The 13,743-nt window shown below is 67.1% G+C and carries 12 protein-coding genes; 9 read left to right on the top strand and 3 right to left on the bottom strand.

Annotated features, from left to right (window positions below):
• Nucleotides 1-68: 68 nt before the first annotated feature.
• The 5 genes from JNO53_RS10970 to JNO53_RS10950 are packed head-to-tail and all read left to right on the top strand — an operon-like array spanning nucleotide 69 to nucleotide 8,358.
• Nucleotides 69-3,401 (top strand): TonB-dependent receptor domain-containing protein, encoded by a 3,333-nt coding sequence (locus JNO53_RS10970; RefSeq protein ID WP_203110873.1) that lies wholly within the window; start codon nucleotides 69-71, stop codon nucleotides 3,399-3,401.
• A gap of 19 nt (nucleotides 3,402-3,420) precedes the next feature.
• Complete coding sequence (locus tag JNO53_RS10965) at nucleotides 3,421-4,461, top strand: DUF1611 domain-containing protein (protein ID WP_203110872.1); 1,041 nt, start codon at nucleotides 3,421-3,423, stop codon at nucleotides 4,459-4,461.
• On the top strand, nucleotides 4,458-5,597 hold the full coding sequence (locus JNO53_RS10960) for a YkvI family membrane protein (protein ID WP_203110870.1): 1,140 nt from the start codon (nucleotides 4,458-4,460) through the stop codon (nucleotides 5,595-5,597). Before JNO53_RS10965 ends, JNO53_RS10960 begins: the two co-directional genes overlap by 4 nt.
• Nucleotides 5,594-7,171, top strand: coding sequence for a serine hydrolase (locus JNO53_RS10955; protein WP_203110868.1), 1,578 nt, complete (start codon nucleotides 5,594-5,596; stop codon nucleotides 7,169-7,171). Before JNO53_RS10960 ends, JNO53_RS10955 begins: the two co-directional genes overlap by 4 nt.
• Nucleotides 7,168-8,358 carry a dipeptidase gene (locus tag JNO53_RS10950; RefSeq protein WP_203110866.1) on the top strand — a complete coding sequence of 397 codons (1,191 nt, stop codon included), beginning with the start codon at nucleotides 7,168-7,170 and terminating at the stop codon, nucleotides 8,356-8,358. Before JNO53_RS10955 ends, JNO53_RS10950 begins: the two co-directional genes overlap by 4 nt.
• Here the strand turns inward: JNO53_RS10950 and JNO53_RS10945 are convergent.
• The gene (locus JNO53_RS10945; RefSeq protein WP_203110864.1) at nucleotides 8,355-8,600 is read right to left on the bottom strand and encodes a hypothetical protein; all 246 of its coding nucleotides are present in this window, start codon (nucleotides 8,598-8,600) and stop codon (nucleotides 8,355-8,357) included. The genes JNO53_RS10950 and JNO53_RS10945 overlap by 4 nt on opposite strands.
• A gap of 13 nt (nucleotides 8,601-8,613) precedes the next feature.
• Entirely contained in the window at nucleotides 8,614-9,666 is a 1,053-nt protein-coding gene (locus JNO53_RS10940; RefSeq protein ID WP_203110862.1) for a Leu/Phe/Val dehydrogenase, read from the bottom strand.
• Nucleotides 9,667-9,794: 128 nt separating this feature from the next.
• On the opposite strand from JNO53_RS10940, the gene JNO53_RS10935 reads away from it, so the two are divergent.
• Both JNO53_RS10935 and JNO53_RS10930 read left to right on the top strand, forming a co-directional pair.
• Nucleotides 9,795-10,259: an Lrp/AsnC family transcriptional regulator gene (locus JNO53_RS10935; protein WP_203110860.1), complete on the top strand. Its 465-nt coding sequence runs from the start codon at nucleotides 9,795-9,797 to the stop codon at nucleotides 10,257-10,259.
• A 50-nt stretch (nucleotides 10,260-10,309) separates the two neighbouring features.
• Entirely contained in the window at nucleotides 10,310-10,570 is a 261-nt protein-coding gene (locus tag JNO53_RS10930; protein WP_203110858.1) for a hypothetical protein, read from the top strand.
• On the opposite strand, the gene JNO53_RS10925 is transcribed toward JNO53_RS10930, so the two are convergent.
• The gene (locus tag JNO53_RS10925) at nucleotides 10,567-11,226 is read right to left on the bottom strand and encodes a queuosine precursor transporter (protein WP_203110856.1); all 660 of its coding nucleotides are present in this window, start codon (nucleotides 11,224-11,226) and stop codon (nucleotides 10,567-10,569) included. The genes JNO53_RS10930 and JNO53_RS10925 overlap by 4 nt on opposite strands.
• A 121-nt stretch (nucleotides 11,227-11,347) precedes the next feature.
• On the opposite strand from JNO53_RS10925, the gene JNO53_RS10920 reads away from it, so the two are divergent.
• Complete coding sequence (locus JNO53_RS10920) at nucleotides 11,348-12,655, top strand: NupC/NupG family nucleoside CNT transporter (RefSeq protein WP_203110854.1); 1,308 nt, start codon at nucleotides 11,348-11,350, stop codon at nucleotides 12,653-12,655.
• Nucleotides 12,656-12,665: 10 nt separating this feature from the next.
• Nucleotides 12,666-13,595, top strand: a complete 930-nt coding sequence (locus JNO53_RS10915; protein WP_203110852.1) for an isopenicillin N synthase family dioxygenase — start codon at nucleotides 12,666-12,668, stop codon at nucleotides 13,593-13,595.
• Nucleotides 13,596-13,743 lie beyond the last annotated feature (148 nt).

Raw genomic sequence — 13,743 nt, 5'->3', positions numbered from 1 at the left:
GAATGGGTTGACAATTTTCCAATCAGGACAAATACTCGGCAAAACAGATAATCTTGAGGGAGGAAGGAATGGCGCGTTCATTCCCCGCGACGCGGCGCGCGGTCATGGCGGGCGCGATCGGCGCAGCCGTGGCGGCGCCGATGATCGCCACGGGTGCATTCGCCTTCTCCGGCGCGCCGGGGCGCACCTACTCGCGCCGTGCGGTCGACCTCGTGGCCGAAACGCTCGTCATCGACATGCTCGCGCCGCTCAAGATCACGATGAACCCCGCCTATGTCGCGCACCGGCTGACCGATGCCGAAGCGGCGGAGTTCTGGGCCAGCGGCATCACCGGCTTTCACAACGCGGTCGGCCTGGGCGGACCGGACGCGCAGGAGCAGGCGCTCGAATACCTTGCCGGGTGGCATGGGTTCGTGGGGCGCAACAGCCACGTCTTCACCCTCGCCGGCCGCGTGGAGGATCTCGACCGGGCCAAGGCCGAGGGCAAGTGCGCGGTCATCATGGGCATCCAGAATGCCGAGCAGTTCGAGACGGTGGAAGACGTCGCCCGCTTTCGCAGCCTCGGCCTGCGGTGCGCTCAGCTCACCTACAACAGCCAGAACCTGATCGGTTCGGGCAGCACGGAGCGGGGCGACGGGGGCGTCAGCGATTTCGGTGCGGCGATCATCGCTGCCATGGAAGAGGCGAAGATGCTGGTCGACGTATCGCACTGCGGCGACCGGACCACGCTCGATGCGATCGCCATCGCCCAGGGGCCGATCGCGATCACGCACAGCAATGCGCGCGCGCTGGTCGATCACCCGCGGGTCAAGACCGACGAGGCCATCAGGGCGCTCGCCGCCAAGGGCGGTGTGATGGGTATTACCGGCGTGCGGATGTTCATTCGCGCGGCCGATCCGACGAGCGTGAGCCACATGGTCGATCATATCGATCACGTCGCGAAGCTGGTCGGTATCGAACACGTAGGCATCGGCTCCGATGCCGATCTCCATGGTTACGACGACATGGTGCCGGACGAATACGCGGCCCTGAAGGCGAGCTACAAGGGAAGCTACGGCTTCCGCGACAAGATCGACATCGACGGCTTCGATCATCCCCGCAAGATCTTCGATCTGACCGAGGAACTGATCCGCCGCGGCTATTCCAACGACAACATCCGGGCGGTGCTCGGCGGGAATTTCCGCCGGCTGCTCGCGCAGTGTGGGGGTGAGACGATGAAACAGAATCTCTGGATTGCAGGAAGCGTGCTCGCCTTCGCGGCCGCCATGCCGGCGCAGGCGCAGGAGGATACGGCGGTCGAGACCGAAAACGAGATCGTCGTCACCGCGCAGAAGCGGGTGCAGAACGTGCAGGACGTGCCGATCTCGATCAGTGTCGTCGGCGGGGAGGAACTGAAGGAGCAGGGCGCCGTCTCCCTGGTCGATTATGCTGGGTACGTGCCGGGCATGCAGGTCTCCAACTTCGGCACGCCGGGACAGACCACGATCACCTTGCGCGGCGTCGCGCCGATCTCGGCCGCGCAGACGGTCGGCATCTATCTCGACGACGCGCCGGTCGGATCGAGCGCGATCTACAATCGCGCCGGGGCGTTCACCATCGATCTGATGCCCTACGATCTCGAACGGGTTGAAGTGCTCAAGGGACCGCAGGGCACGCTCTATGGCGCGAGTTCGATCGGCGGCCTGGTAAAATACGTGACCGTACAGCCCGACACCCGCGAGTTCCGGGTACGGGGCGGTGTCGAAGGATTCAGCATCAAGGGGGGCGATGGACTCGGCTGGGCAGCACAGACGCTGGTCAACGTGCCTATCGTGGAGGGCAAGCTGGCGATCAGCGGCAGCTTTGCCTGGCGCAGCACGCCCGGCTGGGTCGACAGCATCAACAATCCCGCGCTCGAGGATCAGAACGATTACGAACAGCGCGGCGGCCGCGTTGCCCTGCTGTGGCAGGCCACACCGGAACTCAGCGTCAAGCTGGCCGGTATCTGGCAGTCCCTCGATTCCGACGGCAACGCGCTCTACGCCGCCGATCTCGACGGCAACCGGCTGGGCGACGGGCGCTCGTTCAACAATTTCGTCCCCGAATCCTACGACATCGATCTCGAGTATTATTCGGCGACGATCGACTACGACTTCGGTCCGGCCATACTGACCTCCGCAACCACCTACAGCGAGACGCAGAGCCGGCAGTTGCAGGACGCGAGCTACGCCTTCGGCGTTCTCTTCCCGCTGCTCACGGGCGGCGCGATTGCTCCGGGGATCACGCCTTTCGCGCTCGACCTGGGTCTCGAGAAGTGGACCCAGGAAGTGCGCCTCGCATCGCCGACCGGCGACCGGTTCGAATGGATGATCGGCGGCTTCTTCACCGACGAGACGACCAGCAACGTCCAACTCGTCCGCTCGTTCGACATGGACGGCAATCCGATCGCACCGCTCGATCCGCTGGCGACCGTCGGCCTGCCTGCGACCTACAAGGAATACGCGGTCTTCGGCAACGGCACCTACAAGTTCAGCGACATGTTCGACATCACCGCCGGCCTGCGCTGGGCGCGCAACGAACAGACCTTCCGTCAGATCAGCGAGGGGGCGATCGTGCCGAGCGCGAACGACCCGGGTAAGTCGGCCGAAAGCGTGTGGACCTTCTCGGTCAGCCCGCAAATCCACCTGAACGAGAACGCGATGCTCTACGGACGGGTGGCGACGGGCTACCGCCCTGGCGGCCCCAACGTGATCGTCCCCAACGTGCCGCCGAGCGTCGATGCAGACCGCATGACCAACTACGAGATCGGCTTCAAAGGCGATCTCGCCGACCGCATGATCTCTCTCGACATCGCAGCCTTCTGGATGGACTGGACCGACATCCAGGTGACGCGCGCGTTCGGCGGGGTTTCCGGCGGCGCCAACGGGGGCAAGGCGACGAGCAAGGGCTTCGAAGGGAGCATCGCCCTGCGCCCGTCGCCCGGCCTGACGATCAGTGCGACCGGCAGTTACACCGACGCGACCTTGAGCGAGGACGTGCCCGAGATCAGCGGCATGGACGGCGACCGCCTGCCCGCGGTTCCCAAGTTCAGCGGCGCGGTGCGCGCCGACTACGAGTTCGCGCTCGGCGCATCAAACACCGGAAGCTTCGGCGTCGGCGTCCGCCATGCCGGCAGCCGCCTTTCGCTCGTGGAGAGCGATCCGCTCGCGGCCCGGGCGAAGCCGTACACCTCGGTGGATCTCAACGCCTCGGTGACGTTCGACGACCATTGGACATTGCGCGCCTACGCCCGCAACCTGCTCGACAACAAAGGGGAGATGGGGCGGACGACATTGGCCGACGGGCTCAACCAGCCCAGTTTCCTGGCCATCTCGCCGCTGCAACCCCGCACGATCGGCCTCGCGGTCGACATGGCCTTTTGAGCGGGGAGGGGTGGACGAGATGAACGCTCCGATCGGCCGGCGGGCCGACGCCATGGTGCTGCCGCAGCCCTATCTGCTGTTCCTCGGCGACACGACCGAGCCGAGCTTCGCCAAGACGGCGTTCGGGCTGGCCGACTGGGCGGCCGACCGCTGCGTCGGCGAGTTCGGCGTGGACGGCTGCGCGGTTTCGACCGGTCTGCCGCGCATGACGCCGGCCGAGGCGCGCAGTGCGGGTGCGCGCTCGCTGGTGATCGGGGTGGCCAACCAGGGCGGGATCATCGGGGAGCGATGGGTAGCGGCGCTGGTCGAGGCGATGGAAGCGGGACTCGACATCGTCAGCGGCCTCCACGTCCGGCTCGACAGCATTCCGGCACTGGCCGAGGCCGCACGGCGCACCGGGCGGCGGCTGATCGACGTGCGCAGCCCGCCGCCGGGCATTCCGGTCGGCAACGGGCGCAAGCGCAGCGGGAAGCGGCTGCTGACCGTCGGCACCGATTGCGCGCTGGGCAAGAAGTACACCGCGCTCGCGCTGCACCGCGCCTTCGTCGAGCGCGGGATCGACGCGGACTTCCGCGCCACGGGCCAGACGGGCATCATGATAGCGGGCGGCGGTATCCCGATGGATGCCGTCGTGTCCGATTTCGAAGCAGGCGCGGCGGAGATCCTGAGCCCCGACGCGCCCGCTGATCACTGGGACGTGATCGAGGGGCAGGGCTCGATCTTCAACCCGGCCTACGCCGCGGTGTCGCTCGGCCTGCTGCACGGCAGCCAGCCCGACGTCTTCGTCGTCTGCCACGATCCCGCGCGCAAGGTGATCCTCGGGCTCGAAGACTTCGTCTTGCCCTCGGTCGAGGAGGTGGTCGATCTCACGATCCGCCTCGGTAGCCGCACCAATCCGGTGATCCGCTGCGGCGGCGTCAGCCTCAACACCTCAAGTCTGAGCGCCGGGGAGGCTGAGGCGTTGATGGCGGCGGAGCGCGAGCGGCTCAACATCCCGGTCGCCGACCCGATCCGCGGGGGCGCCGCGTTCGCCGCACTGGTCGACAGCTGCCTCGCATGAGCACGGGCGAAGCCGTCGGCGGGGGGAACTGGTTCCAGCGCTTCCTGTTGCCGGGCTTCGCGCTCAAGGCGGTGATCATCGGCGGAGGCTACGCCACGGGGCGCGAACTGGCGGAGTATTTCGTGCCGGCCGGACCATGGGGCGGGCTGGCGGGAATGCTGCTGGCGACGCTGATCTGGAGCGTCGTCGCGGCGCTGACTTTCGCGCTCGCCCGGGCGATGAACGCCTACGACTACCGCGCTTTCTTCAAGGGGCTGCTCGGACCCGGCTGGGTGCTGTTCGAGGCTGCCTATCTGATCTTCGTCGTCCTGATCGTCGCGGTGTTCGGCGCCGCAGCGGGCGCGATCGGGGCGGCGACCTTCGGCTGGCCGGAGCTGGCAGGTTCGATCCTGCTGGCGGCGGCGATCCTGGTGACGACCGCCTTCGGGACTGCCGGGGTCGAGCGCCTGTTCAAATACGCCTCGATGCTGATCTACACGGTCTACGCGCTGTTCATCGTCTTCGCGCTGACGAGCTTCGGCGATCTGATCGGACAAGGCTTCGCCGCCGCGCCGTCACCGGCCGGGGACTGGATGGCGGGCGGGTTCACCTATGCGAGCTACAACATCGTCGGCGCGGTGGTGATCCTGCCGGTGCTGCGCCACCTGACCAGCCGGCGCGATGCGCTGATCGCGGGCGTCGTCGCCGGGCCCCTGACCATGCTGCCGGCGATCCTCTTCTTCACCGCGATGATGGCCTACTACCCGGCGATCGGAGCGGAGATCCTGCCGTCCGACTTCCTCCTGCGGCAGATGGACGTGCCCGGCTTTCACGTCCTCTTCCAGGTGATGATCTTCACCGCGCTGCTCGAAAGCGGTGTCGGCGCGATCCATGCGGTCAACGAACGGATCGCCGGCGCACTGGAATCGCGCGGACGCCCGGCACCGGGGCCGGCCCTGCGCGCATTGATCGGCGCGGCTATCCTCGCCGGATGCATGTTCATCGCCGTTCGCGTGGGTCTCGTGGACCTGATCGCCAGCGGCTACCGCTTCCTTGCCTGGCTGTTCCTCGCCGTCTTCGTCGTGCCGCTGCTAGGCATCGGCACTTATCGCCTCCTGCGCGGAGGCCGCGAACCCCGACCGGAGGTATCGTCATGAGCCACGTCCGCCTGTTTGCCCTCTCGTTCCTGCTGATATGCTCGGCACCCGCGCTGGCCGATCCGCCGGCGGATATCGGCGAAAGCGTCGAGGCGCTGCGGCAGGAGATCGGCGCCGTCGGCGTGGCGATCGCGATCGTCGAGGACGGAGAGACGACGCTCGCGCGCGGCTGGGGCGTGCGCAAGCTGGGCGAGCCTGCACCGGTCGACGCCGAAACGCTGTTCCAGACCGGCTCGACCGGCAAGGCCATGACGGCCGCGGCGCTCGCGATCCTCGTAGACGAGGGCAAGATCGCGTGGGACGATCCGGTGATCGAGCACATGCCTTGGTTCCGCATGTACGACCCCTGGGTCACGCGCGAGATCACGATCCGCGACCTGCTCGTCCATCGCAGCGGTCTGGGGCTCGGGCAGGGCGACCTGCTGTTCGTGCCGCGCAGCAGTCTCACTCGCCGCGAGACGGTCGAGCGCGTGGCCTTCCTCAAGCCGAAGACGAGCTTCCGCTCCGCCTATGCCTACGACAACATCCTCTACACCGTGGCCGGACAGTTGATCGAGGAAGTCACCGGACAGACCTGGGAAGTCTTCATGCGCGACCGCGTATTGCGCGCAGGCGGGATGGAGAACGCGACCAGCGACAGCGCGGACCGGTTCCGCACGCCCAACCGCTCGTGGCCGCATGCCCGTCTCTCGGGCGTGCTGCGAGGTCTCGGGCCGCAGCAGGTGCTCGACGAGCGCGACGAACTCGGCCGCAGCGCCGCACCCGCAGGCGGGCTTGCGCTGAGCGCGGAGGACATGGCGGCCTGGCTCAAGATCCAGCTCGCACACGGCGCGCTGCCCGGCGGCGGGCGGCTGTTCAGCGAGGAGCAGGCGCGGGAGATGTGGACGCCGGTGACGCCGATGCCCATCACCGAACTGCCCGACAGTCTGAAGCCCGCACAGCCCACGCAGCAGGCCTATGCGCTCGGCTGGCAGGTGCAGGACTATCGCGGACACCGTATCGTCCAGCATAGCGGCGGTGTGTTCGGCTCGATCACCCGCGTGGTGATGATCCCGGATCTGGACGTCGGTTTCGCGATCATGATGAACAGCGAGGACAGCGGAATGATCCTCGGCCTGACCTACGACCTGCTCGACCACTATCTCGATCAGCCCGATTTCGACTGGACGACCAAGTGGCAGGACTGGTTCGAAGCCCGGCTGCAGGGGGGCAAGGAATACCTCGAACAGGCGCAAGCCTCGCCGGTCGATGTCGGCCCCTCGCTCGATCTCGCGCGCTACGCGGGGCGGTACCGCGATGCGTGGTACGGCGACGTCGTGATCGGTGCCACGCCCGAGGGCCTGAGAATCGACTTCACCCCCACGCCCGACATGGCGGGGCGGCTGAAGCATTGGCAATACGACAGCTTCGTCACCGAATTCGACGATCCGGCGATCGAGCCCGCCTACGTTACCTTCGCGCTCGATGCGGACGGCAAGGTGACCGGCGTGACCATGAAGCCGGTGAGCGTTATCGCCGACTTCAGCTGGGACTATCAGGATCTCGATCTGAAGCCCGTGGAGGACAAGAAATGAAGAAGCCCGCCCTGCTGCTCGCCGCCACGGCGCTCGCATCCTGCTCGGCCGTGGGCGAGGAGAAACCCGCCGGGCCTGCATCGCTTCACGCGGACATGCTCGTGCTCGACACTCACCTCGACACGCCGCTTCATTTCGAGCGCGAAGGGTGGAGTTTCGCCGACCGGCACGCGCTGGCGAACGACCTCGTCCAGCTCGACATTCCGCGGATGAAGGACGGCGCGCTCGATGGCGGGTTCTTCGTCATCTATACCGAGCAGGGGCCGCTGACACCGCAGGGTTACGCCGATGCGCTGGCGTTCGCGCGCGAGCGGTCCGACCTGATCGATGGCGTGGTTGCGGAGAACGGCAGTGCGATCGCTCCGGCGCTGACCGCCGACGATGCGCGGCGGCTCAACGGCGAAGGCAAGCTGATCGCGTTCAAGTCGATCGAGAACAGCTACCCGCTGGGCGAAGATCTCTCGCTGCTGCAGGAATTCTACGACAAGGGCGTGCGCATGGCCGGCCCGGTCCATTCGGCGACCAACCAGTTCGCGGACTCGGCGACCGGGGAAGCGCGCTGGAGCGGCCTGAGTCCCCTCGGCAGGAAATGGGTGGCGGAGATGAACCGGCTCGGCATCGTCATCGATGCCAGCCATTCTTCGGACGCCGCGTTCGACCAGCTTCTGGAGCTGTCGAAGTATCCGATCATCCTGTCGCATTCGAGCCTGCGCTCGGCCTACGATCACCCGCGCAATCTCGACGAGGAGCGTCTGCGCAAGCTCGCGGCGAAAGGCGGCGCGATGTGCATCTCGACCATCTTCATGTCGGAGATGAACATGTCTCCGGCGCGGGCCGAGCTGTTCGGGCAGTACGAGCAGATCGGCGGGATGGCACCGGAGGAGCAGGCCGAACTCACCCGCAAGTGGCGCGAACTCGACAAGACCGAACCGATGTGGGCCGCCGATTTCGAAGACTACATGGCGATGGTCCTGCGCGCGATCGAAGTCGGCGGGGTAGACCATATCTGCTTCGGCGCCGACTGGGACGGCGGCGGCGGCCTTGCGGGGATCGAGGATATTTCGGCGCTGCCCAAGGTGACCGAACGGCTCGAGGCTGCAGGTTATTCCGATGCCGACATCGAGAAGATGTGGAGCGGCAACGTGCTGCGCATCCTAGCCGCGCAGGGCGGGGAACCTCGACCTTAGGCGAACGCCTCCTCCACTGCCTCCAGCCTCACCGCGACCGCCGCCACGGTTGCGCCCAGCTTCGCCGCAATGACGGCCGCTTGCCGGGCGTCCAGCCCTGAGATCGTCGCTTCGATCCGTACGGCCTCGCCGTCGAAGCGCGCCGACAGGGTATCGGGGATTATCGCGCGCTGCGCGAATGCACCGGTGACGCGCGGCAGCGACTGCGGATCGGCAATCGCGTCGATGCGGAACCGGTGCATGGCGAGATGCGCCTCAGGCCGCCGCCTGCTGCGCCCGGCCGATAACTTCTTCCGCCATCTCGTCGGCAACGGTGGCGGGCGAGCGGCTCTCGTGCGCGGCGCGCTCGAGGATCTCGGCAACGCGCGGGGCAATGGCGGCGACACGCTGCGCCACATCCGTTTCGGTCTCGCCAAGGTACTCGGCGGAGACGCTGATGATCCCGCCCGCGTTCGCGACATAGTCGGGCACGTAGGCGATCCCGCGGTCGAGCAGCATGGCGCCGACCTCGGGGCTGGCGAGTTGGTTGTTCGCGGCGCCGCAGACCAGGCGCGCCTGGAGCTTGCCGACGCTCTCGCGGGTCAGCGCTCCGCCGAGCGCGCAGGGCGCGAACACGTCGGCCTCGACTTCGGCGATCTCGCCCACTCCGACGACCTTTGCGCCGAGGGCGACGCGCAGCTCCTCCCGCCGGGCGGGGCTCGGGTCCGCGATCACCAGGCGCGCACCCTCTTCGGCGAGATGGCGGCAGAGATCCGCTCCGACGTTGCCGGTTCCCTGCACGGCGACTGTCAGGCCGCGCAACTCGCTGCCGAGCGCAAAGGCGGCCGCGGCCTGCATCGATTCGAACACGCCCCGCGCCGTCCAGGGCGAGGGGTCGCCGCCCGCGCGCCCTTCGGCCGGCGGCAGGCCCGCGACGTGGCGCGTCGCCTTTGCGACGTCCTGCATGTCGGCGACCGAAGTGCCGACATCCTCCGCCGTGACGTAGCGCCCGCCGAGTTCCTCGACCGCGCGGCCGAAGGCGTGGAACAGGCGCGCCCGGTCGAATTCTCCCCCCGGCCTGCGCAGGACCGCCTTGGCCCCGCCGAGCGGCAGGCCGGCGAGCGCGTTCTTGTAGCTCATCCCTTCCGCCAGCCGCATCGCATCGGCCCGCGCCCCGTCCATGTCCGGGTAGCTCCAGAAGCGGCATCCGCCGGCACCCGGCCCCAGCGCGGTCGAGTGGATGACGATCACGCCTTCGAGACCGCTCTCGGGGTCGCGCAGCGGCACGCACTGCAGCGGCGGGGTCAGGCGGGCGGGGCGGGCAACCATGCAAGTCTCTCCTTCACGAGCTCGCGCAGATCATCGCACCGGTCCGCCGGAGAAACTTGCTCGCTTTGGCGGCGGTGCAGCTTCTTTGGGGGATGTTCCTGCCCGAGATGTGGGATTATGAGAAACAGATGACCCAGCTCGACCGATACGAGAAAAAGATTCTCCGCGAATTGCAGCGTGACGCGAATCAGACGACGGCGCAGATCGCCGAACGGGTGGGCCTCTCCGCCTCCCCCTGCTGGCGGCGCATCGACCGCCTCGAGCGCGAGGGCTACATCCGTAAGCGCGTGGCGATCGTCGACCGGCGCAAGGTCGGCCTCAACGCCCATGTCTTCGCGCAGGTGAAGCTCAACGCCCACGGACGCGCCAATCTCGACGAGTTCAGCGAGACGATCCGCGGCTTCCCCGAAGTGCTCGACGCCTATGTCCTGATGGGGACGATGGATTTCATGCTGCGGATCGTGGCGAAGGACATCGACGCCTACGAACGTTTCTTCTTCGATCAGCTCAGCAAGCTGCCCGGCGTTCAGGAGATCAATTCCACCGTCGCCCTGTCGGAGATCAAGGCGACGACCGAGCTGCCGCTGGAGTGACGCCCGGGCGGCGCATGGCCGCGGGCCGTGATCTGCGCTAGGCACCCCGCATGGACCTCGACGACCTTCTCCGCCGCTATTTCGCGACCGACGACATCGATGCCGTGCCCGGGCCTGCGCTGGCTGCGGGGATCGAGCGGTGCCAGGTGGATCTCGGTCTCGAGACCGATCCCGGCAAGCGCTTCGCGCTGTGGACGCTGCTCTACATGCTCGGCGCCGCGCCCGATCTGGACGAGGTCTTCGAGAGTCACGAAGAGCGCGAGGCGGCCCGCAACTTCATGGACCTGCTCGACGCCGCCGGAAAATCTTAGGCTCGATCGAGCCGCCGCGCGATCTTCACCGCGATCGCGATCAGGAACGGCACGAGGACGAGCGACAGCACGATCTTCGCCAGCGCCTGGCCCACGATGAGCGATCCGATCTCGCGCTCTCCGCCGAAGGCGAGAGTGATGAAGATGACCGAATCGATCGCCTGGCTCAGCGCCGAGGCGACCGCGCCGCGCACCATCAGGCCCACGCTGCCGTTCGCCTCGCCCTCTCCGCGCAGCTTCGAGAAGATCCACACGTTGAGCAGCAGCGAAACGAGATAGGCGACCGGGCCGGCCGCCATGATCCGCGGCGTCGTCGCATGGATGAGCTGGAACGCCTCCAGTCCTTCCGGCCACATGGCTGGATCGGCCGGCAGGCGCAGCACCACCAGGATCAGCACGATCGACATGGCGAGCGGCAGGAAGCCCCAGACCACCAGCCGGTTGGCCGCCGGCGCCCCGTGTACCTGCGCGGTCGCGCTCGACAGCACGACCAGCACCAGGAACGCGAAGATGCCCGATTCCACCCCCAGCGAGGTCGGCCACAGCATGACCTGCTTGACCGCGAGGAACCCGGCCAGAACCGTCATCCCGCCATAGACCAGCGCGAAGACGAAAAGCGAACGGGGGATGGGATTCGCGGCGGATGCGTCGTTCATGGCCACCGCCTATTGTCTCGCCGGCAAAAAGGGAAGCGTGGCTAAGCGGCGCTGCCCGTTTGACTGTGGATGCCGGGCAGGCAAGAGAGCGGCTTAGATATCTCGCCGAACAGGGCCGTCCATGCATCCAGTCGTCACCAGCCTGCTCGGGATCGTCGCGATCCTGGCGCTCGCCTTCCTTCTGTCGACGGGCAAGCGGCGCATCCGCCTGCGGGTGGTAGCCGCGGCCTTTGCCCTGCAGGCCCTGCTTGCGTTCCTCGTCCTGCGCACCCCGTGGGGCCGGGCGGCGATCAAGGGCATGAGCGACGGGGTCGCGGCGCTCCTGTCCTATGCCGATGCGGGCACCGCGTTCCTCTTCGGGGCGGACAATCCGCTGGAGAACACCTTCGCGCTGGGCGCGCTGCCGGTGATCGTGTTCTTCGCCTCGATCGTCTCGATCCTCTACTATCTGGGTATCATGCAGCGCGTGGTGCGCTGGGTCGGGGGAGCGATCGGCTGGGTGACGGGCATCAGCCGCGTGGAATCGCTCGGCGCGGCGGCGAACATCTTCGTCGGCCAGTCGGAGAGCCCGCTGGTGGTCCGCCCCTATCTCGCCGCGCTGTCGCCGAGCCGGCTGTTCACGCTGATGACCGTCGGCATGGCGGGCGTCGCGGGCACGATCCTCGCAGCCTACGCCGGATTGCTCGGCAACGAATACCTGCCGTTCCTGCTTGCCGCGGCCTTCATGTCGGCGCCCGGGGGCATCCTGATGGCGAAGATCATCATGCCCGATGACGAGGAACCCTCGCCCGAGGCGGAAGGGGAGATCGTGCTGCCCCGCGGGCGGATCAGCGCGGAGGGGCCCGCCGCGATCACCGAAGGGGACAAGGCCCACGAAGTCGAAGTCGCGGAAACGTTCGAGGAAGGGCACAGGCCCGCCAATATCATCGAGGCAGCCGCACAAGGGGCGCAGACGGGCGTCAAACTGGCCGTGGCGGTCGGCGCCATGGTGCTGGCCTTCGTCGCGCTGGTGGCCCTTGCCAACGGCATTCTCGGCGCCGTCGGCGGACTGTTTGGACAACCCGAGCTGTCGTTCCAGATGGTGCTCGGCTGGCTGTTCGCGCCGGTCATGTTCCTGATCGGGGTGCCGTGGGAAGAGGCAGGCATCGCCGGCGGGCTGTTCGGCACCAAGATCGTGCTCAACGAATTCGTCGCCTTCATCGAGCTTGGACAGCTCGAGATGCTGACCGACCGTAGCCGCGCGATCGTCACCTTCGCGCTGTGCGGCTTCGCCAATTTTTCCTCGATTGCGATCCAGATGGCGGTTACGGGCGGACTCGCGCCGAATCAGCGCCCGGTCATCGCGAAGCTGGGCCTGCGCGCGCTGGCCGCGGGCAGCCTCGCCAATCTGATGAGCGCTGCGCTGGCAGGCCTGTTCCTACCTTATTGAGTCGCAGCACATGTCCGAGATCGCTTCCGTTTCCATCGCCCGCCCGCTGTCCGAAGTTTCGGAAGAGATCGGGCGCAGCTTCGAGGAATACGGCTTCGCGGTGATCCGCGACCACGGCATCCCGGCCGACCTGATCGCGAAGGCGGAAGACCTCTCCAAGGCGTTCTTCGCCCTGCCGGACGAGGTCAAGCGCGCCTATCACATCCCCGGCGGCGGCGGCGCGCGCGGCTATACCCCGTTCGGAACCGAGAAGGCCAAGGACGCTTCGGTCCATGACCTGAAGGAATTCTGGCACGTCGGCCGCTCGTTGCCCGAGGGTCATCCGCTCGCCGAATACATGGCGCCGAACCTCTGGCCGACCGAGATCGCCGGGTTCCGCGAGACCTTCGAGGCGCTCTACACCGCGTTCGAGACAGCCGGCGCACGCGTGCTGGAGGCGATCGCGCTCCACCTGGGTCTGCCGCAGGACTGGTTCGCGAGAACGGTGGAGGACGGCAACTCCGTCATGCGCCTGCTGCACTACCCGCCGCTGACCGGCGCCGATGCCGAGGGCGCGATCCGTGCCGCCGCGCATGGCGACATCAACACGATCACCCTGCTGCTCGGCGCCGAGGAAGCGGGGCTCGAGCTGCTCACCGCGAGCGGCGAATGGAAGGCGATCGAGGTTCCGGAAGGCGCGCTGGTGGTGAACATCGGCGACATGCTCGACCGGCTGACCAACGGCACGCTCCGCTCGACCACTCACCGGGTGGTCAACCCACGCGGCGAGGCGGCCTATCGCTCCCGCTACTCGATGCCGTTCTTCCTCCACTTCCGGCCCGACTTCACGATCGAGACGCTGGAAAGCTGCATCGACCCCGACTCGGACGAGGCGGCCCCCGCCCCGATATCGAGCCACGATTTCCTGATGCAGCGGCTGCGCGAGATCAATCTCGTCTGAAATCGGCGCCCGGTTTTCCACCGGATCGCAAAATCTCCCATGATGTTGCATTGCAGCAACAGCGCGAAACCCCAGTGAATCCGCGCTTTTTCGCGGATTGCCGCGGCGGCGGCGGCGTAAGGTGCTGGACTGTCACTATTTGGTAACA

The organism is Altererythrobacter sp. C41 (assembly GCF_016803135.1).
Classification (GTDB): Bacteria; Pseudomonadota; Alphaproteobacteria; order Sphingomonadales; family Sphingomonadaceae; genus Pelagerythrobacter.
The sequence above is the reverse complement of the archived record's forward strand: the minus strand, read 5'-3'. Positions and strand labels throughout refer to the sequence as shown.